This is a genomic window from Lysinibacillus sp. C5.1 (assembly GCF_016350185.1).
GTDB classification, from domain to species: domain Bacteria; phylum Bacillota; class Bacilli; order Bacillales_A; family Planococcaceae; genus Lysinibacillus; species Lysinibacillus sphaericus.
The window spans coordinates 3,358,611-3,380,686 of the sequence record NZ_CP066226.1; the positions used below are offsets into that span (position 1 = coordinate 3,358,611).

The following is a 22,076-nucleotide window of genomic DNA, read 5'->3' on the forward strand; positions in this document are numbered from 1 at the left end:
TTATAGTAGCTTCTATTGAATTATACGAAAGCTAAAATAGCAGCCACACCAACTACACTTAGAATTACGAAAAGAACGTTTGTTACATAAGTAGCAATCTTTTGAGACTGTGGTGATTGTGTAATACCCCAGCTTACTAAGAATGACCACAAACCATTTGTTAAGTGGAAAGTTGCTGATAAAATACCAACAATGTAGAATCCAAGCATAAATGGATTTGCAACGATATTTGCCATCATGTCGTAATCAACGTGTGTACCAAGCGCTTTTTGAATACGAGTTTGGAAAATATGCCATGCAATGAAAATTACTAAAAATACACCTGTGAAGCGTTGTAATGAGAACATCCAGTTACGGTATGTGCTGAAACGCCCTGTATTTGGTGTAGCTGTGAATGCAATGAACACACCATAAAATGCGTGGAACATTAATGGAATGTAGATGACAATCCACTCAACTAGGATAAGAAATGGAATTTTTTCCATTACTGCGGTAGCATCATTGTAACTTTCTGCTCCGCCTGTTGCTGTAAAGTTAATGAATAGGTGCATCGTTAAAAACAGACCTACTGGAATGATCCCAAGTAGAGAATGTAAGCGACGCCATAAAAACTCTCGATCTTTCGACAAGACTGTTACCCCCCTTAGTACTTAAAATAGCACAACAAAAGAAGTCATCATTTTGTAAATGATACTCCATTGACTGTGTATTTCATCATGGTACAATATTATGACATGTTTATTGTACTCTCAAGAGCTACGAGCGTCAAGGTAACATAGAGTTTTTGCTAGACCTTATTAAAGAAGCAATCTAGTACATAACGTGTCGTTTCTTCTCGAAAAATCTATCATTACTTTATTGGTGCTAAATTATAAGAAAATTCTAAGAAAGAAGGATTTCTATGTTAAATAATCCATCTAATACTATCTCATCATTTGGATATGAGTTAATTCGTGATCATGTCCTATCTTCAATACTTGGTAAACATGAGGATGACGTACTATATTGGGCTGGCAAGGAGCTTGCACGGAAGTTTCCTTGTAAAAGTCAAGATGAACTTATCGCATTTTTCGCAGATGCGTGCTGGGGTACTCTAGTATTGACAAAGGAGTCTAAAGATGGGCGCATTTTCCATTTAATGAATGAACCAACCCTTTTACAAATTCAAAATCGTAGCTTTAGACTTGAAGCAGGCTTTATTGCTGAACAAATTCAGCAAGTAAAAGGTTACTTGACTGAATGTTATGATGAGAAGCGTGAAAAACAACAGCTTGTCACGTTTACAGTCAAATGGGATGTTAAAGAACGTATTATGAATACAATAACAAATGAATAAACGTTTAAAGGATTCTTTTGTTAGAACAAACCTTATACGTGGGGACAAAAGGCAACAAGATGTTACTCTTGATGCCTTTTATCATTTTATATAGTAGTTACTGTTTGTGAATTTCTTCTTCTAAATTAAACTCCTCATGTAATGCATTAGCAGCTCGAATCATTTCGTCTTGCGGCACAACAACAGAGACTTTAATTTCCGACGTACTCACCATTTTTACTGGAATATCCTCTCGACGTAAGCGATCAAACATTCTGGCAGCTACTCCAGGATTCGATGCCATCCCAGATCCAATAATCGACACTTTCGCTAAGCCGATTTCAAAATCGGCAAAGCTAAAACCAAGTGACAATTTACTATTTTCTAACACTCGTAAAGCTTCAGCAAATTCCTCTTTTAAAATGGTAAAGGATACAGATGGTTTCACACCTTCAATAATAGCTTGAACAATAATATCAACATTAATGCGGTTTTCTGCCAGTATCGCAAACATATCTGCTAACGATGCAGTTGAATATGTATCATAGCCAATTGTTAAACGAATAATATCTGCTTCGAAAGCAACACCACGTACAATTAAATTTTTCTCCATTTCAACTTCCTCCTTCAATAAAGTACCTACTGTATCCACTACACTTGAACGAATAATCACCGGGATTTGAAATTTTTTTGCTAACTCCACTGCACGTGGATGTAGAATATGTGATCCTAAATGCGAAAGTTCCAACATTTCATCATAGGAAATCTCCTGTAACTTTCTCGCTTTTTCAATATGACTTGGATCAGCTGTATAGACACCATCGACATTTGTATAAATCTCAACACGCTCTGCATCTAATGCTGCTGCAATGGCTACTGCTGTCGTTTCTGCTCCACCCTTTCCAAGTGTTGTAATATTGTTGGCAGTATTCATCCCTTGTTCCCCAGCAATAACAACAATTTGTCCTTGTGTCATATGCTCTTGCATGCGACGAACATCGATTTGATCAATACGTGCATTAAAATGCTTTGCATCTGTCTGCACACCAGCTTGCCAGCCAGTTAATGACACTGCATCATAACCGGCCTCTTGCAAAGCAATCGCAAATAGTGCACTTGATAGTTGCGAGCTCGTCGATAACAGTACATCCATCTCACGCTTAGAGGCATCATCTGATAATGCACGTACCATTTTCGTTAAGTCTTTAGCTGTACGGCCCATCGCTGCTGTCACTACTACTACATCATAGCCACGCTCTTTTTTTGCCATTGCAATTTTAGCGACCTCCTGAATCCGCTCTGTTGAGGCGATTGCAGGTCCACCAAATTTCAATACAATACTTGCCATTTTCATCATTCTCCTTTTTTAGATTCGTTTCTAGAACAGCAAAAAGGCAGCCCTCACATAACGTGAAAGCTGCCTGCAACATGTACAATAAAATAGCTTGCGCATGTGTGATAGCTCTCCGAAACGTCAAGATTCGACAGTCCTACATCTGTTAAATGCAAAACCAGCAAAGTTTCGGAACAACGATACTTCACTTCGGCAAGCTCCCCTTTCACACATCATCACTGGATTTGTCCATCCTTCGATGTGCTACTATTGAACCTTGCACCTCTATCATCACTTAAAATAGTGAAATGTAATTTTACCTTTTATGAAAATACTTCGTTATTATGCTTTATTGCACAATCGTTCATACAAGGATTGTTAGAACATAATGGTATTACCATTGCTATGTTCTATTCCAACATTAGCATATGTCTAATCCTTTGACAACGTCTGCTGCTGAAAATAAGTGTAAATAATGTTCGCTAAGTTTGCAGGCATTCCTGCTTCTTGAAGGGCAAGCTCACTCGCCTCACGAATCTTTTTAACTGAGCCAAAATGCTTCAATAGCTGTTGCTTTCGTTTCGGTCCAACACCTTCAATGCCATCGAGTACAGATTGAATCGCATTTTTTTCATGTTGTTGCCGTAGGAATGTAATAGCAAAACGGTGCACTTCATCCTGAATACGTTGAAGTAAATAAAAGCCATCACTCGTTCGTTTTAATGCGATAACATCAGGCGGATCTCCGAATAAGAGCTGAGATGTATTATGCTTATCATCTTTTGCTAAACCAGCGATTGGAATAACAAGACCAAGTTCATCTTCCAACACTTCTCGTGCCACTTCCATCTGTCCTTTACCGCCATCTATTAGCACTAAATCGGGCAATGGCAAGCCTTCTTTTAATACCCTCGTGTAACGGCGGCGTATCACTTCCTGCATTGCCCCGTAATCGTCATGTTTTGCGGCTGTTCGTGTTTTGTATTTACGATATTCTTTCTTTGCCGGTTTACCATCAATAAAAACAACCATTGCTGATACCGCATCCGTACCATGCATATGGCTATTATCGAATGCTTCAATGCGCAATGGTGCTGAAATGCCTATTGCTTCGCCTAGTGCCTCGCATGCGCCAATTGTACGTTCTTCTTGTCGCTCAATCAATTGGAATTTAGCAGCCACAGCAATTTCCGCATTTTTCATAGCCAAATCAACTAGCTCTTTCTTTTGCCCTCGCTTCGGTGTCAGTACTTTAACCCCTAATAATTCGGTTAAAATTGCCGCATCAATAGCCTGTGGAATGAAAATTTCTTTCGGTTTAATATGCTCTAGCTTTTCATAAAAGCGTCCGACAAACGTTAAAAATTCTTCCTCCACGTCCTGATAAATTGGGAAAATGGAGACATCCCGTTCAATTAACTTGCCTTGACGAACGAAAAACACTTGCACACACATCCAACCTTTTTCAACCGCATAACCAAAGACATCGCGATTGGTCGTATCACTAGACACGATTTTTTGTTTTTGCATAACCGTCTCAATATGTGCAATTTGATCGCGGAACTCCTTTGCTCGCTCGAATTCTAGTTGCTCTGCCGCGACTAGCATCTTGTCCTCAAGTTCTTTTTTTACTGCCTCAACACCGCCATTTAAGAACTTCGTCATATCTTCAATCATATCGTGATAGATGTGAGCATCAATATCCTTTACACATGGAGCTAAGCACTGTCCCATATGATAGTACAAGCAAACCTTGGTTGGTAATTGCACACATTTTCGCAGCGGATAAAGTCTATCAAGCAGCTTTTTCGTCTCACTTGCTGCATACGCATTTGGATAAGGACCAAAATATTTTGCCTTATCTTTTTTTACTTTACGTGTTGTAATAAGTCGTGGATGTTTCTCGTTCGTAATTTTTAAATACGGATATGTTTTATCATCCGTAAGCATGATATTGTATTTAGGATCGTGTAGCTTTATAAGGTTCAACTCTAAAATAAGTGCCTCCAAATTAGATGAAGTCACAATATACTCAAAATCTTCAATTTCGCCAACAAGGCGTTGTGTTTTGCCTTCGTGTGTTCCTGTAAAATAGGAGCGCACTCGATTTTTTAGCACCTTTGCCTTACCTACATAAATAATTGTCCCTTGTCGATCTTTCATCAAATAGCAGCCAGGCTGATCTGGTAAAATATCAAGCTTTCGTTTAATTAAATCATTCATCGCCTACCTGCCCCCTTTTTTTTGATGCTAAATAAAAGTGCCATTTGCGATGCCTAAACGGATATCAAATATCACCATTTAACGGTTGCTTCTCTTTTATTATATAACGAAAAAAAGCTGAGCACATCTAAAGATGGCTCAGCTCTTTTTTACAAATTAAGCATGTTTTGCGATGAAAGCTTCTAATGCTTCTTTTGGTTGGAAACCAACAGTTTTGTCTACTAATTCACCATTTTTGAATAAAAGCAGTGAAGGAATAGACATGATTTGGTATTGTGCAGCAGTACCTTGGTTGTTATCTACGTCAACTTTGACGATTTTAGCAGCACTACCCGCAGCATCCATTTCTTCAAGAACTGGTCCAATCATTTTACATGGTCCACACCAAGCAGCCCAAAAGTCGACTAATACTAAGCCTTCTTTAATATCATCTTGGAACGTCGCATCTGTTGCATGTACAATTGCCATTTGAAATCCTCCTTAAACTTACTATGTTTGTAGTATAGCATGGTTAATTTATGTTGAGCGAACAATCTGCCTGCAATGTCTAATTTAGGCTTTACGTACAATCGGCATCCTGTTCCCCTATTTTACTATTCCCCATTTTTTCTTCTCTCAAGCATTAAAAAAGCTAGGGAAGACCCCTAGCTTATGCGTTCACTTTTAACGCTTTAAATTCTTCAATTAGCAATGGAATCACTTCGAATAAATCGCCTACGATACCGTAGTCTGCTACTTTAAAGATATTTGCCTCAGGATCTTTATTAATCGCTACAATGACTTTTGAGTTTGACATACCCGCTAAATGTTGGATAGCCCCAGAAATACCTGCTGCGATGTAAAGGTCTGGTGTCACAACCTTACCTGTTTGACCGATTTGTAATGAATAATCACAATACTCAGCATCGCATGCTCCACGAGATGCACCAACTGCACCACCAAGTAAATCTGCTAATTCTTTTAGCGGTTCGAAGCCTTCCTCTGATTTAACACCACGACCACCTGCTACTACCACTTTAGCTTCTGAAAGATCTACGCCTTCTGAAGATTTACGTACGACCTCTTTAATGATTGAACGTAAATTTGTAATATCAACTGTAATAGATGATACATCACCTGTTTTACCTGGTGCTTTTTCTAAAGGTGCAATATTATTTGGACGGATTGAAACTAACACTACGCCATCTTTTACTTTTACCTTTTCAAAAGCCTTACCCGAATAAATTGGACGGATGAATACTGCATCGTCACCGGCACCTTCAATAGAAGTGACGTCAGAAACAAGTCCTGCTTGTAATTTACTCGCAATTTTAGGCGATAAATCTTTACCATTAGCTGTATGACCAAATACGATGCCTGTTGGATTTTCTTGCTCGATAACAGCTAATAAAGCTTGTCCATAGCCATCTGATGTATATTGTTTTAAATGCGGATGCTCCACTGTCACAACACGATCTGCCCCATGCTCGAATAATGCACTTGCTAACCCTGCAACCGCATCTCCTAAAAGTACCCCTACAACTTCGCCGCCATCAGCGATTTGTTTTGCTGCTGCAATTGCCTCGAAAGATACATTACGTAAGCTTCCTTCACGAACTTCACCTAATACTAATACTTTTTTTGACATAGTATATTCCCTCCGTTACCCTTTAAGATTCGATTTGCGTTAACAAATGACTTAAACTACTTTCGCTTCTGAATGAAGTAAGTTGACTAGCTCTTTTGCTTGAGCAGAAAGTTCGCCTTCTAAAATACGACCTGCTGCTTTTTGAGCTGGCAAGTAAATATCCACCGTTTCTACTTTTACCTCAACATCATCTTCATCGATATCTAAATCATCTAATTCAAGCTCTGCAAGCGGTTTCTTCTTCGCTTTCATGATGCCTGGTAATGATGGGTAACGCGGCTCATTTAAACCTTGTTGTGCAGTTACTAAAAGTGGTAAAGATGTTTCAATTACTTCTGAATCCCCTTCGATATCGCGCACGATTTTTGCAGATGTGCCATCGATTTCAAGATTTGTAATTGTTGTTACATAGTTAATGCCCAATAAATCAGCAACGCGTGGACCTACTTGACCAGAACCGCCGTCAATTGCCACATTGCCTGTTAAAATTAAGTCCGCCTCTTTATCTTTTAAGTACTCAGCTAAAATGTAAGCAGCTGCATTTTGATCTAATTCATCTAGATCATCTTCTGTATTAATAAGAACCGCTTCGTCAGCACCCATTGCTAACGCTGTACGTAATTGTTTCTCCGCATCTTCGCCACCAATTGTGACAACTGTTACTTTACCACCAGCTGCGTCACGAACTTGGATTGCTTCCTCAATTGCATATTCATCATAAGGATTAATAATGAATTCAGCGCCATCCTCTTGGATTTTACCACCTGACACAACGATTTTTTCTTCTGTATCAAACGTACGTTTAATTAATGCAAAAATATTCATATATTCATACCCCCTGCAACGTTTTTTGATTTCCAAGTAAACTTGTAAATATTATATATTTTCAACGTAGATAAACTCCCCTTTCAGTCGTTACCTACACTGATGGAAAACTATTTGCCAGTAAACACAGGCTCGCGTTTTTCGATAAATGCTTGAATACCTTCTTTAGCATCTGCTGATACAAAAACCGTACCAAAGGATTTAGCTTCTGCCTCCATACCTTCATAGAATGAAGCCGGCTTCGCATATTGCAATGCTTGAATTGCTTCTTTCAAAGCGATTGGGCTCTTTTTAGCAATTTTTTTAGCAACCTTTAGTGTTTCCTCAAGTAATGATTCATCGGTAAATGCACGGTTCGCTAAGCCCCACTGCACAGCTTCTGCCCCTGAAATAGGTTCGCTTGTAAACATCATTTCCGCTGCTTTTGCTACCCCCACATAACGCGGTAAACGTTGTGTGCCACCAAAGCCTGGAATAAGACCTAGTTGTAATTCAGGCAACCCTAATTTCGCAGATTCTGTTACAAAGCGCATATGGCAACTCATTGCTAGTTCTAGACCACCGCCAAGTGCCGCACCGTGGATTGCTGCAATAACAGGTTTAGAGAACGTTTCAACACGTTCAAATACTTGTTGCCCATTGCCTGCAAGCTTCGTAAATTCATCTCCAGACTCTACTTCAGTAAATTCCTTAATGTCTGCACCCGCTGAGAAGAAACGGCCTTCACCATGAAGTACAAGGACACGTACAGCGTCATCGTTTTCTACGGCATCTAGCACAGCATCTACTTCTGCAATGATTCCACGAGATAATGCGTTTGCTGGAGGACGTGCAATCGTAATAATTGCTACTCCATCTTCTACTTTCCAACTTAGAAATTCCATTTCTCCACATCCTTTTAAGCTTTAATGCCGTTCAGGATTAATGCCTGAACTTTCGGAACCTGTTCTATCAAATCATATCGATAGTCATTCATCACCCACGATGTAATCGTTTCGTCAATTGTGCCAAATACCATTTGACGTGCCAAACGTACATCCATCGTTTGATTGAACTCACCAGTAACCATACCTTCAATTAGAATCTGATCAAGCAATTGCAAGTAATCTCTTAATACTGCATTGATCTTTTGACGTAAATCTTTATTTGATTGACGAAGTTCTAATTGAGTCACAGTCGCTAATGATCGATCTGTAGCTAGAACATTAAAATGATTTTCAATCATGCGTGAAAGTTTGTCTTTCGACGTGCTTCCATTTTCTATTATATCTTGTAATGACTCTACAAAAACAGCCATTTTTTCATTAAAGACAGAAATTAATATATCTTCTTTATTTTTAAAATATAAATAGATCGTTCCGTCAGCCACCCCAGCTTGTTTTGCGATCTTCGATACTTGCGCTTGGTGATACCCATTTTCTGCAATAACGAAGACAGCTGCATCAATAATTTGCTTATATTTTGGCTTATCTCGTTTCATCTTTATATCACCACCTAAAAAACATACGCACGCCCATTTCCATCTGTGGCACTTTGCTTATTTGCCAATCAGTACTAATAAGTGCTGAAGTTCCCGATACAAAAATTTGAGCGGTCCATCCTAGCTAAATAGGGCGTGGTCAATAGAAACAAAAAAATATGAAAATATGAATGGTTATTCATTCATATTTTCATATTATATTTTACACTCGCGCTTGTCAATACTTTCACACGTAGTTATTTTGCTTCTTTATTCGCTAATTTTGTTTTTTCTTCATCCACTAAGGAACGACGCAAAATTTTTCCAACAGCTGTTTTTGGTAGTTCATCTCGGAATTCATAAATGCGTGGCACTTTAAAAGCAGCCAAGTGCTGACGACAGTATTTATTTAATTCGTCTTCAGTAATCGAATATCCTTCTTTTAATACAATATATGCTTTTACTGTTTCTCCTCGATACGGATCAGGAATACCTGCTACAACGCATTCTTGAATTTCTTCCCGTTCATACAAAACTTCTTCGACTTCACGAGGATAAATATTAAAGCCACCCGCAATAATTAAATCCTTTTTCCTGTCCACCACATAGAAGTAACCTTTCTCATCCATATAGCCAAGGTCTCCTGTTAAAAACCAGCCATCTGCAAAAGTTGCAGCCGTATCTTCTGGACGATTCCAATAGCCCTTCATAACCTGTGGACCTTTGACAGCAATTTCACCTACTTCACCGACAGCAAGTTGTTCTGTATCCCCCGTACGTAAAATGACAGAGTCGGTATTCGGCCACGGTAAACCTACTGAACCGATAACCCGGTTACCCCAAATGGGTGTTGCGTGCGTTACGGGAGAGGTTTCAGTTAACCCATAACCTTCCACAAGCTTCCCACCTGTTACGGCCTCAAATTGTTCCTGTACTTCTACAGGCAGTGAAGCGGAACCACTTAAACATGCTTTAATAGACGATAAATCATACTTCGCAATATCTGGATGATTTAGTAAACCAATATATAATGTCGGTGCACCAGGGAACAATGTTGGCTTTTGCTTATCAATTGTTTTTAAAGCTGTTTCAGCATCAAACTTCGGCAACAATACCATTCTATTTTGGGTAAACACAGATAGTAGCATTACCGTTGTCATACCATAGACATGGAAAAATGGAAGAATACCCATAATTGTTTCTTCGCCATGTACGCATTTATACATCCAGGCATCGCACATTGTCGTATTGGCAATTAAGTTTTTATGCGTTAACATAACGCCTTTCGGGTACCCTGTCGTCCCTCCTGTATATTGAAGCAATGCTAAATCTTCTTCAAAATCAAACGGCAGATTGATCATTTTTACAGGTGAGGACTTCATTATTTCTGTAAATAAATGATTTTGTCCGCTATGCTCCACTTTCACACTAAAACCGTACTGCTTTTTTTGAATAAAAGGATATACTAAATTTTTCGGAAATGGTAAGTAATCTTTAATAGCTGTTACAATGACATTTTCAAGGTCTGTTTCTTTCATGATTTTCATGACACGTGGATACAAAATATCCATTACTAAAATTACCTTCGCACCAGAGTCGGCCATTTGGTACTGCAATTCTCGTTCAGTGTAAAGTGGATTTGTCTGTACTACGACTGCGCCGGCATACATTGCCCCGTAGTAAGCGATTACACTTTGTGGCGTGTTTGGTAGCATAATCGCTACACGATCTCCTTTTTCCACGCCAAGTGCTTGTAAGTAGTTTGCAAACTTAAGTGCAGATTCATATAACTCGGTGTACGTCAAATCCTTACCCATGAAATGAATTGCCACTTTCGATGGCTTCTTTTTATAGGCACGCGTTAAAAACTCTTGCACAGGAATTTCCTCAAACGTTAAAGACGGTGGTACTTCTTCAGGATAATTTGCTAGCCATGGTTTTGCTGTCATACGTCCTCTCCCCTTTGTCCCAAACTTTGTAAATTCTTATTTTAATTATAATGAAAAAGGAATGTACTTTCAAACGCAAAATAGAAAATAAATGCATTTTCGATTAATTATTATGCATTTAACAACATTTATATTACTACTCCTTAATGTCCTTTCCGTTGATATCATTATGAATACCCATTCATTGTTTTGTTTTTTATACAACTGATGGCCATTATATTTCTATATTAGAAAAATTTTTAAAAAGGCAATTTTCATCAGCGTGCAATGGCTACCGATTTCGTGACGATTCCCGCCCTTTTCGTGGCATTTGACCTACTTTTCATGGCGACCCTACAGATTTCTAGACAAAAAAACTGTAGATAAACTTAGAAATCCAAGTTTACCTACAGTTAAATCCCTCGTATCATTATACGGTCAACATATAGTAGACACCGACTGCCAAAAATGCGATACAGACTACGATTAGAACTTTCGCTAATTTTTCCATCCTATAACACTCCTATGCAATACTTGCCCCAATAACAAACGATAAACCGACTGAAATCGTAAAGGAAATAAAGCCAACTGAGCGATTGTCGTTAGCAATTTCTTGATCTACGTTAAAACGAGGGGTCATAAATTCAAATAAGAAATATGCCACAATTAGTAACGTGAAGCCAAATAGTCCCCAACCAATCATTTCACTCAGCGTGCTATGACGAGCAATCGAATAACGAAAAATATTACAAATACCTAATATTTTACCGCCCGTTGCAAGCGCCACAGCTACATTACCATTTTTTATTTCTTCCCAGTTTTTATATTTCGTAACGACTTCGAACAATGCCATCGAGACGACTAAACATAACACAACAACACTAAAATATCCTGCCGTTTCGATAATTGGATATCGCCAAAAGCTAGAATTTAGCATTTTCTCCGTCCCCTTTACAGCTTATTTCAATTCCACAACAGTGACGCCAAATCCACCTTCGCCTGCTTCTCCAAAACGGAAGGATTTCACCCGTTTATGTTTTTTCAGGTAACTTTGAATGCCCTGACGTAATGCTCCGGTCCCAACACCGTGGATAATCGACACTCGACCATAGTTTGCAAGTAGCGCATCATCTATATATTTTTCAGTGCGTATTAATGCATCCTCATAGCGCTCCCCACGTAAATCTAACTCTAATTTCACATGGCTATCTCGATTTTTCACACCAGCAACTCGTTGTATAGGCGCTTTCTCTGGTTTAATGTATTCAAGATCGGTATCGGCAATTTTCATCTTTAAAATGCCCATTTGTACAACCCATTCAACATCAGATACTTTTTCAAGCAACGTACCTCGTTGACCATAGCTTAACACCTTTACCTCATCACCGACAACCAAGTTTTGTGCACGCGCCTTGACTTGAGCCGCTTTTTTCAATACTTTGTTATGCTCAAGCGGAGTGGCTTCTTCCAATCGTTTCCGCGCCTCAATCAGCTCATGCTCTTTCACTACTTGATCAGCGTTTTTACGCATTTCTCGAAGCTCTGAAATAATCGTTTCTGCTTCTCGTTTTGCTTCTTCGACAATTTTGCGCGCTTTTTCCTTCGCTTTTTTGTCAAGAGCTTCTTTGCGTTCTTCGTAAGCTTGAAGCTTGTCCTGAAGCTCTTTACGAAGTGCTTCGGACTCTAGTAGTAAATCATGGGAACGCTCTGCATCGTCCTCTGATTGGCGTCGTGTTGCTTCTAAGGACGCAATCATGGATTCCACCTCATGTCGATCCGTTCCTGTGAAGTTTTTGGCACGATCAATAATGGACTCTGGTAAACCGAGACGACTAGAAATTTCAAAAGCATTGGAGCGACCTGGTACACCAATAAGTAAGCGATAAGTTGGACTCAACGTTTCAATATCGAATTCCACACTTGCATTGGCAACACCAGGGCGATTATAGCCGTATGCTTTTAATTCAGGATAGTGCGTCGTGGCCATAACACGAGCGCCGCGACCATGTACTTCATCTAAAATAGAAATCGCTAAGGCAGCCCCTTCTTGTGGATCCGTTCCGGCGCCTAATTCATCGAATAGCACAAGTGATTCGTGATCAAATTGCTGTAAAATGTCGACAATGTTCACCATATGTGATGAAAATGTTGAAAGCGATTGTTCAATCGATTGCTCATCACCAATATCAGCAAAAAGTTGCTCAAATACCGCTAGCTCTGAACCGTCTAATGCCGGCACCGGTAAGCCTGCTTGTGCCATTAATGTACAAAGACCCACTGTTTTTAACGTTACGGTTTTACCACCCGTGTTGGGTCCTGTAATTACAATAGCCGTAATATCTTTGCCAAATTCGATGTCATTGGCAACCGCCGTTTCGATAGGTAATAGCGGATGGCGTGCGCGCACAAGTCGAATATAACCATCCTTGTTCATTTTAGGCATCGTACATTTATTGGCTTGGCCATATTTACCCTTTGCCAAAATAACGTCAATCTCGCCTAATAGTTTTACTAAATTAAATACATCAGGTGCCACTTCTTCAACCATCGCACTTAAAGCAAGCAAAATGCGCTCAATTTCAACTTGCTCTTTCATTTTGAGACGGTGTATTTCATTATTCGCTTGTACAACTGAATCTGGTTCGATAAATAACGTTTGACCAGACGATGATTGGTCATGCACAATGCCGCCATAGTGATAGCGATATTCTTGTTTAACTGGAATCACATAACGGTCGTTACGAATCGTTACAATTGCATCTGAAAGCATTTTGGCTGCATTACTTCCTCGTGTTAAGCTCTCTAGCTTTGAACGCACTTTAGCCTCTTCTGCTCGTAGAGACTGGCGAATGGAGCGCAACGTTTGACTTGCAGAATCTAAAACAGCCCCATTATCATCAATACAGTTATTAATTTCATGCTGTAAACCTGTTAATACAGGCATAATTTCCTTTTTAGCGATAAAATGAGGGATTTCAATAATTTCATCTGACTCTAAATCTTCTAAGAAATTACGCAGTATACGGCTAGCTCGAATCGTACTAGACACTTCCATTAATTCCATCGCTGAAAGCATGCCTCCGATTTGGGCACGTCTTGCTGCTGGTCGTACATCGAAAATACCACCCATTGGCACATTGCCTTTTACACGTAAAATGGAAAGCCCTTCATCCATTTCTTCTAACAACTGAACGACTTTTTCAAAGTCTGTTTGTGGCACAAGTTCATCAATGGCTGATTTGCCGATTGAAGAAGTACAGTATGTAGCCACTTGTTGACGTACCTTATCATATTCTAGTGTTTTCAATGCGCGGTCTGCGATCACTGAGAACACCTCCTCAACCTATTTATTTCGTCGAATGAACGACTCGAACTGTTCGCGCGTCCATGTATTGACAATCATATCTTTTTTCAGCCATGCCCTATTTGCATAGCGCACACCAATATCCATAAAACGTAAATGCGCGATATCATGCGCATCGGTATTAATCGCTACTGGTACACCTGCTGCAACAGCCATTTCTAAATGCTCAACGCATAAATCTAAACGATAGGGATTGGCGTTCAACTCTAAAATTTTACCATATTCCTTTGCCCATTCAATCAACTGCGCGATATTTGGATTATAACCAGCCCGGTCTTCAATAATGCGCCCCGTTGGATGAGCAATCATATGTACATACGGATTTTGCATTGCGGTATGTAATCGCGCCATTATTTTATCCTGTGACTGTGTAAAACTCGAATGAATGGAGGCAATCACGAAATCCAATTTCCGCAGTACTTCATCGTCAAAATCTAACGAACCATCTGGTAAAATATCCATTTCTGTGCCTGCATATAAATAAAAGTCAGGATGCGCTTCGTTAAAAGCGTCAATTTCAGCTCGTTGCTTCACTAATCGTGCAGGTGTCAAACCATTCGCCACTTTTAAATATTGTGAGTGATCGGTAATAACACTATATTGATAACCACGGGAAATTAGCGCTTCACCCATTTCAGCCACAGAGTACGCGCCATCTGACCATGTTGTATGCATATGCAAATCAGCGACAATATCCTCTAGCTTAACTAAATCCTTGACTTCACTTTGCCGGTCAAACTCTGTTGACCCTGTTCGTAAGCTAGGGGGGATAAATGGCAAATCAAAATGGGCAAAAAATGCCGCTTCGTCTGCAAATGTCAGCACAGAACCATCTGCTTGCTCTACACCATACTCACTAATTTTTTCCCCACGTGTTTTGGCAAGTTGGCGCATGCGAACGTTATGCTCTTTTGAACCTGTAAAATGGTGCAAGGCTGTGGCATACTCAACATCCTTTACTAATCGAAAATCAACACTTACAGCATCATCTAAATCTAAAATAACGGAAATTTTTGTATCTCCTGCTGCCACTACCTCTTGAATAGCGAGTGCACTCAATATTTTTTCTCGTACTGTCTCTATTGCTTCAGTTACAACAATGAAATCAATATCTTTACTTGTTTCAGATGCACGACGGAAACTGCCTGCTACGGAAAAACGCGTCACTTCCTCCATACTACCGAGAAGTGCTTCAATTTGTAAAACGACAGGCTCAAGCTGCCAAATTGGCAAACGTTCTGAACGATTAGCAAAATTAGCTAGTTCCTTTAAAATCTTTTCTTCTGTTTTGGCGGCAAAGCCTGCTAGCTCGCGCACTTTACCCGCTTCACATGCAGCTTGTAAGCTTTCAGCAGAGTCTATGCCTAGCTCTTGGTGAAGCTTCGCAATCTTTTTGCCACCTAAGCCTGGTAACTTCAGTAATGGCAGTAATCCTTTCGGTACAATATCTTGTAATTCTTTAAGCAGACTCGATTCACCTGTCACGATTAAGTCTTCAATAACAGAGGCTGTACCTTTACCGATTCCTTTAAGCTTTGTTACATCCTCCATCTCACTAAGCGAGCGCTCATCACCTTCTAATGCTGCTGCAGCTTTGCGGAATGCGGATACTTTAAACGGATTTTCACCTTGTAACTCCATATATAATGCAATTTTTTCTAACGTACGAATAATTGTTTTTTTGTTCATTTAGAATTCCCCCTATCGTAAAAACACTTCCCTCTGGTCCGAGAGAAGTGCATCATTTACTATTGCCTATTCATTACGGCTTTTGCGCAACTTTGTTTTAGCTTACATTGCGATAGGCAATCAACATTCAACAAAATTTACAATCTGCTTGTGCACAAAACAGCTACGCCCTTAACAGAAATTTCGCCATTTAGCAGATTTCTACGGACAAATGAGTGAATACTACATTCAATTTTCCATGCGTAGATGCCAAATTTTATTAGGAAGCATGGAGATAAATATACCACCAATTTTGGAACATCTTTGTAATGATCGGCGTATGTTCCAAAATAAGGCCTGATATGAACGACTTCGACATTAAATTCTGAATAAAATCAATCGGTACTAATGCCAAAACATACAATACAATAAATAAAATTAAATAATTTTCAATCATGCCAAGCAGTGCACCAAGCCAGCGATTGACCGTACTTAACACTGGTAAATAAGCAATGAAATCAAAGATGGATGCCACAATTTGCAAGGCAATCTTTACTGCAAAGAAAATAACCGCAAACGCAATGACACGATAAAATGTTCGGTCTAAATCTAAGCTGTCAATGACAACTCCAAGGCTTCCAGAATCTGTAACACCTGGATACGGCACCCAAAACACAAATTTCTGTGCTAATGGCTTATAATAAATATACGCAACAATTAGGGCAACAACAAAGCTAACTATATGCATCATTTGTACAATGAAGCCACGTTTTGCCCCCACTAGCAGTCCACCTAATAGAACTACTAATATAATTAAATCTAGCATTTACTTCAACCCTTTAATTTTTTCAATTCTTCTTCTAGTAATTCTATTTGCTCTTTTAAGAGTAAATAATCATGCACCGTATTTACGGCTGTAAGGACGGCAAGCTTTGTGCTATCAAGTGAGGGATTATGTAAATTCATTTCGCGCATACGGTCATCAACAATAGAAGCGACAAGTCGCATATGTCCAATGGATTCGGAGCCGACCATTTTATATGTATGACCATATATTTCCACAGAAATTTTATTCTTTTCTTGATTTTCCATAGTCGCACCCTCCAGTAAAATCTTTTTGCTCACGGTGTTATTCATTATGAGCAACGTCCATACAAAAAAGCTATATATTATCATACCATGAAAGGTATAAAATTGTGAACAATGAGGATAGAAAGGAACGGTTTAATGTCAAATATTGTACTTTTAATTTCAACAACTGCACAAAAAGAGGTAATGTCCTACTACGCAAATTATTATGTGGAGCGAAAAGCACCTGGTGTTGTGTTCGCTGCAAAACTGCCTGATACAGCCATTACGATGTATAAATCAGGAAAATGTATGTTTCAAGGAGGCGGTGCTGAGCGAGAAGCCGCACGATGGGGAACCTCTGGGGCATCAGCTACGCAAAAGGCTTCAACTGTTGGTGCAAAAGGTGATACACTTCCTGAAGGTTTTGCCGCCATGTCTGTGTTAGGCTCTGACGAAACAGGAACTGGGGATTATTTCGGACCGATAACAGTGGCAGCCGTTTACGTTCCTTCTTCAAAAATAGAATTGATTAATGAACTTGGCGTGAAAGATTCTAAAATGCTGACGGATGACTATATGCGAAAAATTGCCCCTGATTTACGTGCGGCATGTATTCATAGCGTACTCGTATTGCGCAATGAAAAATATAATGCTTTACAAGCAAAGGGCTATTCACAAGGCAAAATGAAAGCGATGATGCATAATAAGGCACTTGGACATACATTAGCAAAAATGGCGCCCGAAAAACCTGCACATATTTTAATTGACCAGTTTGCAGAACGCGGGGTGTATTATAATTATTTAAAAAATGAGCGTGAAATTGTCCGAGATGGCGTCCTATTTTCAACAAAAGCAGAACAATTACATGTTGCCGTTGCCACCGCTTCCATTTTGGCGCGTGCAGCATTCTTAAAAGAAATGGATCGACTCAGTGAGCTTGCTGGCGTGGCGTTACAAAAAGGTGCATCTAGCAAGGTTGATGCTTTAGCAGCACGTATTTGGCGTGGACAAGGTGAGGAATTTTTACGCTCCATTACAAAATGGCATTTTGCGAACACCGAAAAAGCTCGTAAGTTAAAATAGATTTATAGGGGTTTCTGCTGTTGGTATTCTCTACTAGCTGGCCGCTTTCCGCAGGCACATCGTAAACCCTTTGCTCCAATCAGGTGAATCTATTTGCAAAGCTATTTCATGTAATGCTCATCAATAATATAAAAAAGACAAAAGGCATCTAGAGCGAACCTCTGGATGCCTTTTGTCGACATTCTGCGCTGTCTCCGTATTCGAGACAGCTTTTAATAGCATAAATTAACGTACTTCTGTTCCTTCAATTGTAGCAATGGCTTTCAATACTTTATTATGCGCAGCAACAACTTCTTCATCTGTTAACGTGCGTTCTGGATCGAAGTATGTGAGGGAGAAAGCAACAGATTTTTTACCTGCCTCCATTTTTTCACCTTCATAAACATCGAACACTTTAATATCCTTCAACAGTTTCACTCCTGCCGAACGAATAACCGTTACTACTTCACCCGCTGTTGTTGCACGATTCATAACAAGTGCGATATCACGAGACATCGCTGGGAAACGAGGCACCGGTTTATAGCCAAGTGGCGCTTCACTTGCATTGGCTTGTAGTAATGCTACTAGATTCATTTCCATCACGTACGTATCTTTTACACCCCATGCTTTTTGCTCCGCTGGATGTAAACCACCGATAATACCCACTTGTTCACCATCTAATAAAATGCTAGCGGTACGACCAGGATGTAAGCCAGCTACTTCTGCTTTCACAAATGTAATGCGCTCTGTTAAACCAAGCTTGCCAATAACACCCTCGATAATACCTTTCAAGACGAAGAAATCAACTTCTTTTTTCTCACCTTGCCAAGCATGATCTAACCATTTACCTGTTAACACAGCTGCTACATGCTCTTCCTCAAACGGTAAGCCCTCTGCTGTTTGACCAAGGAAGACAGAACCAACCTCGTATAATGCTACGCTATCCGCTTTACGTGCTACATTATATGCTGCCGCTTCGATTAAATGTGGAATTAAGCTTTGACGAAGTGTTGAACGTTCTTCACTCATTGGCATTAATAAACGTGTTACGGGCTCCGCTTTTAGTGCAAAGCGTTGTGATAACGCCTCAGACGTTAATGAATAAGTAACCGCTTGATAAAGCCCCGCACCTTCCATAAAGTTACGTACAACGCGACGATTTGCTTGATACGCTGTCAGTTGTCCAACTTGGTTGGCACCTTCTGGTAAAGTCATAGGGATTTCATCGTAGCCATATAAACGTGCAATCTCTTCAACGATATCTTCTTCGATTTTAATATCTTGACGACGTGTTGGTGCATCAATGATTAATAAGCCATTTGCTGCTTCTACACCGAATTTCAAACGCTCTAAAATCGAAAGCATATCTTCTAATGAAATTTTCATGCCAAGACGTTCGTTAATAAAATCCGGAGAGACTACAACACGTACTGGTGTTTTATCTAATTCATCAACGATACAAGTGCCTTCTAACACTTCACCGCCAGCTAATTCAGCAAGCAATGCCGCTGCACGTTCAGCTGCAGGCACAACACGGTTAGGGTCAACACCTTTTTCAAAGCGAGCTGATGCATCTGAACGAAGACCTAAATTGCGTGAAGTTTGACGTACTGTTAAGCCATCGAAATAAGCAGATTCAATCACAACAGTCGTTGTAGATGCTGTTACTTCCGAATTGGCTCCACCCATTACGCCTGCAATTGCCACTGGCTCTTTGCCATTGGTAATCACTAAATCAGATGCCTTTAATGTACGCTCTTGGTCATCTAAAGTCGTGATTTTTTCACCTTCTGTTGCTTTACGCACAACAATTTCACCTGTTGCTAAGCTATCATAGTCAAATGCATGAAGTGGTTGACCATATTCCATTAAAATATAGTTTGTCACATCGACTACATTATTGTGAGGACGTACGCCAGCTGCCATCAAACGGTGCTGTAACCACATTGGTGATTCTGCAATTTTAACGTTTTTTACAACTTTCGCTACGTACATTGGGTTCGCTTGTAAGTCTTCTACACGAAGCTTTAGTAAATCCTCCGCTTTGTCAGAAGATGTGCTATAAGCGATTTCTGGGTACTTTACTTCCTCTGATAGAATAGCACCAACCTCATAAGCTACCCCTAACATCGAAAGTGCATCTGAGCGGTTTGGTGTTAAACCAAGCTCAAGCACTGTATCACGAAGACCTAAAAGCGCTAGCGCATCAGCGCCCACCTCTGCATCTGCTGGTAACACATAAATGCCCTCTGCATAAGCTTTCGGTACTACTTTCCCTTCAATACCAAGCTCTTGTAATGAACAAATCATACCGTTCGATTCGTGCCCACGTAGTTTTGCTTTTTTAATTTTAATGCCACCTGGTAAATGTGCACCTGGACGAGCAACAATGACTTTTTGACCTGCATCCACGTTTGGCGCTCCACAAATAATTTGTTGTGGCACTTCTTCTCCAACATCTACTTGGCAAATATTTAATTTATCGGCTTCAGGGTGCTTTTCTTTTGATACAACATAGCCGACTACAATTTTATCCATACCGCTTGCACGGTCAATTACTGCGTCTACTTCAATGCCTGAGCGAGTAATTTTTTCTGCTAATTCTTCAGGCGCTAAGCCTTTTGTACTTACATAATCTTTTAACCATTCTAATGATACTAACATTTATAGTCCCCCTTACGCCTCTGTTCGCTCGAATTGTGATAAGAAACGTGTGTCACTTGTATAGAAATGACGAATATCGTCGACGCCATATTTCAACATAGCGATACGTTCTGCTCCAATACCAAATGCGAAACCAGAAACTTTCTTCGGATCATAACCAGCCATTTCAAGTACATTTGGATGTACCATACCTGCACCTAAAATCTCAATCCAGCCTGTGCCTTTACATACGTTACAACCTGCACCACCGCATTTGAAGCAAGAAATGTCCATCTCAACAGATGGCTCTGTGAATGGGAAGAAACTTGGACGCAAACGAATTTCACGGTCAGCACCGAACATTTTTTTTGCTAGTGTATCTAATGTTCCTTTCAGATCACTCATACGAATATTTTCACCAATAACTAAACCTTCAATTTGCATAAATTGGTGAGAGTGTGTTGCATCATCATTATCACGACGGAATACTTTCCCTGGACAAATAATACGAATTGACTCGCCTTTTTTCGCTTCCATTGTACGTGCCTGAACTGGAGACGTATGTGTACGTAATAATATTTCCTCGGAAATATAGAATGAATCCTGCATATCACGTGCAGGGTGACCTTTTGGTAAATTTAACGCTTCAAAGTTATAGTAATCCTTTTCCACTTCTGGGCCTTCTGCAATTTCATAACCCATACCGACAAATAAATCTTCAATTTCTTCAATAACGCGTGTTAAAGGATGACGGTTACCTACTTTAATAGCACGCCCTGGTAATGTGACATCAATCGACTCACTTGCTAATTTTTCGGCAATTGCCGCTTCTTCTAATACAGTCACTTTTGTTTCTAACACTGCTGTAACATTTTCACGAACTGTATTAACTAAAGCACCCATTTTTGGACGTTCTTCAGCCGATAATTTCCCCATTCCTTTTAGCAAGTCTGTGATAGGTCCCTTTTTCCCTAAATAAGCGACACGCACATCATTTAATTCTTTTAAATTTGCTGCTGCTTCAATTTTTGCTAGCGCTTCTTGTTCTAACTGCTTTAATTGCTCTTCCATGTAAAAAACCTCCTTGATCATATAAATGCCCGCTTGCTCAAATGGCATAAAAAAACCTCGCCCCCAAAAAAGGGACGAGGACATATTCGCGGTACCACCCTAGTTATTGCGCGCTTTTGGTGCGCACAATCACTTCATTGCCATAACGACTCGATTGAAGCCGGCTTACCTTTACAGCATCTTTTCTTGCTGGTCCCGGTAGCTGCTCGCAGGATGAATTCAAAATTGCATTGGTTCGGCGCTGGCTCTCAATCTCCGGCCTACGCTCCCTGTCGTCCATTCACAATCTTTACTACTTCCTGGTCAAAGCATTTCATTATACAGAATTACATTTTAAATGTGATTATACAATATGATACCACTTCAAATCAAGGGGCATCTGTGCAAGCTTGACTTTAGCATTGTTCTATCGGCGTTGTTGGAAGGTTTACTTTACCGTCGATTTACACTTGTTTATCGGTATTTCTTTCCATTTACACACCAATTT

18 protein-coding genes and 1 riboswitch are annotated in these 22,076 nt (G+C 39.8%); of the genes, 2 read left to right on the forward strand and 16 right to left on the reverse strand.

The genetic code is table 11. The features are described from left to right. Positions 1 to 20: 20 nt before the first annotated feature. Positions 21 to 629 (reverse strand): succinate dehydrogenase cytochrome b558 subunit, encoded by a 609-nt coding sequence (locus tag I5435_RS16445; RefSeq protein WP_024363274.1) that lies wholly within the window; start codon positions 627 to 629, stop codon positions 21 to 23. Positions 630 to 901: 272 nt separating this feature from the next. Between I5435_RS16445 and I5435_RS16450 the strand changes: the two genes are divergently transcribed. Beyond that, on the forward strand, positions 902 to 1,336 hold the full coding sequence (locus I5435_RS16450; RefSeq protein ID WP_024363275.1) for a YslB family protein: 435 nt from the start codon (positions 902 to 904) through the stop codon (positions 1,334 to 1,336). A gap of 97 nt (positions 1,337 to 1,433) precedes the next feature. Here I5435_RS16450 and I5435_RS16455 read toward each other — a convergent pair whose 3' ends face one another. The 13 genes from I5435_RS16455 to zapA form a co-directional block, all read right to left on the reverse strand. Then, entirely contained in the window at positions 1,434 to 2,663 is a 1,230-nt protein-coding gene (locus I5435_RS16455) for an aspartate kinase (protein ID WP_108029928.1), read from the reverse strand. Positions 2,664 to 2,766: 103 nt separating this feature from the next. After that, positions 2,767 to 2,944, reverse strand: a riboswitch (Lysine riboswitch). Between the two features lie 136 nt (positions 2,945 to 3,080). Next, positions 3,081 to 4,871: an excinuclease ABC subunit UvrC gene (gene uvrC / locus I5435_RS16460; protein WP_337982619.1), complete on the reverse strand. Its 1,791-nt coding sequence runs from the start codon at positions 4,869 to 4,871 to the stop codon at positions 3,081 to 3,083. Positions 4,872 to 5,027: 156 nt separating this feature from the next. Then, complete coding sequence (trxA, locus tag I5435_RS16465; protein ID WP_024363864.1) at positions 5,028 to 5,339, reverse strand: thioredoxin; 312 nt, start codon at positions 5,337 to 5,339, stop codon at positions 5,028 to 5,030. Positions 5,340 to 5,520: 181 nt separating this feature from the next. Further along, positions 5,521 to 6,498 carry an electron transfer flavoprotein subunit alpha/FixB family protein gene (locus I5435_RS16470; protein ID WP_025220271.1) on the reverse strand — a complete coding sequence of 326 codons (978 nt, stop codon included), beginning with the start codon at positions 6,496 to 6,498 and terminating at the stop codon, positions 5,521 to 5,523. Positions 6,499 to 6,549: 51 nt separating this feature from the next. Then, positions 6,550 to 7,323 carry an electron transfer flavoprotein subunit beta/FixA family protein gene (locus I5435_RS16475; protein WP_024363862.1) on the reverse strand — a complete coding sequence of 258 codons (774 nt, stop codon included), beginning with the start codon at positions 7,321 to 7,323 and terminating at the stop codon, positions 6,550 to 6,552. A 110-nt stretch (positions 7,324 to 7,433) separates the two neighbouring features. Further along, positions 7,434 to 8,207: an enoyl-CoA hydratase gene (locus I5435_RS16480; protein ID WP_024363861.1), complete on the reverse strand. Its 774-nt coding sequence runs from the start codon at positions 8,205 to 8,207 to the stop codon at positions 7,434 to 7,436. 14 nt (positions 8,208 to 8,221) lie between these two features. Beyond that, entirely contained in the window at positions 8,222 to 8,803 is a 582-nt protein-coding gene (locus I5435_RS16485) for a fatty acid metabolism transcriptional regulator FadR (RefSeq protein ID WP_024363860.1), read from the reverse strand. Between the two features lie 236 nt (positions 8,804 to 9,039). Continuing rightward, positions 9,040 to 10,731, reverse strand: coding sequence for an AMP-binding protein (locus tag I5435_RS16490; protein ID WP_024363859.1), 1,692 nt, complete (start codon positions 10,729 to 10,731; stop codon positions 9,040 to 9,042). A 502-nt stretch (positions 10,732 to 11,233) separates the two neighbouring features. Further along, on the reverse strand, positions 11,234 to 11,647 hold the full coding sequence (locus I5435_RS16495; protein WP_010860124.1) for a DUF350 domain-containing protein: 414 nt from the start codon (positions 11,645 to 11,647) through the stop codon (positions 11,234 to 11,236). A gap of 21 nt (positions 11,648 to 11,668) precedes the next feature. After that, complete coding sequence (locus I5435_RS16500; protein ID WP_337982620.1) at positions 11,669 to 14,035, reverse strand: endonuclease MutS2; 2,367 nt, start codon at positions 14,033 to 14,035, stop codon at positions 11,669 to 11,671. An 18-nt stretch (positions 14,036 to 14,053) separates the two neighbouring features. Then, positions 14,054 to 15,763 (reverse strand): DNA polymerase/3'-5' exonuclease PolX, encoded by a 1,710-nt coding sequence (gene polX / locus I5435_RS16505; protein WP_337982621.1) that lies wholly within the window; start codon positions 15,761 to 15,763, stop codon positions 14,054 to 14,056. Between the two features lie 259 nt (positions 15,764 to 16,022). After that, positions 16,023 to 16,568 carry a CvpA family protein gene (locus I5435_RS16510; RefSeq protein ID WP_024363856.1) on the reverse strand — a complete coding sequence of 182 codons (546 nt, stop codon included), beginning with the start codon at positions 16,566 to 16,568 and terminating at the stop codon, positions 16,023 to 16,025. A gap of 5 nt (positions 16,569 to 16,573) precedes the next feature. Beyond that, complete coding sequence (gene zapA / locus I5435_RS16515) at positions 16,574 to 16,834, reverse strand: cell division protein ZapA (protein WP_024363855.1); 261 nt, start codon at positions 16,832 to 16,834, stop codon at positions 16,574 to 16,576. Between the two features lie 135 nt (positions 16,835 to 16,969). Between zapA and rnhC the strand changes: the two genes are divergently transcribed. Then, complete coding sequence (rnhC, locus tag I5435_RS16520; protein ID WP_024363854.1) at positions 16,970 to 17,896, forward strand: ribonuclease HIII; 927 nt, start codon at positions 16,970 to 16,972, stop codon at positions 17,894 to 17,896. A 225-nt stretch (positions 17,897 to 18,121) separates the two neighbouring features. Here rnhC and pheT read toward each other — a convergent pair whose 3' ends face one another. Then, positions 18,122 to 20,539: a phenylalanine--tRNA ligase subunit beta gene (pheT, locus tag I5435_RS16525; RefSeq protein WP_025220274.1), complete on the reverse strand. Its 2,418-nt coding sequence runs from the start codon at positions 20,537 to 20,539 to the stop codon at positions 18,122 to 18,124. Between the two features lie 12 nt (positions 20,540 to 20,551). Further along, positions 20,552 to 21,589 carry a phenylalanine--tRNA ligase subunit alpha gene (pheS, locus tag I5435_RS16530; protein WP_337982622.1) on the reverse strand — a complete coding sequence of 346 codons (1,038 nt, stop codon included), beginning with the start codon at positions 21,587 to 21,589 and terminating at the stop codon, positions 20,552 to 20,554. Positions 21,590 to 22,076: the final 487 nt, after the last annotated feature.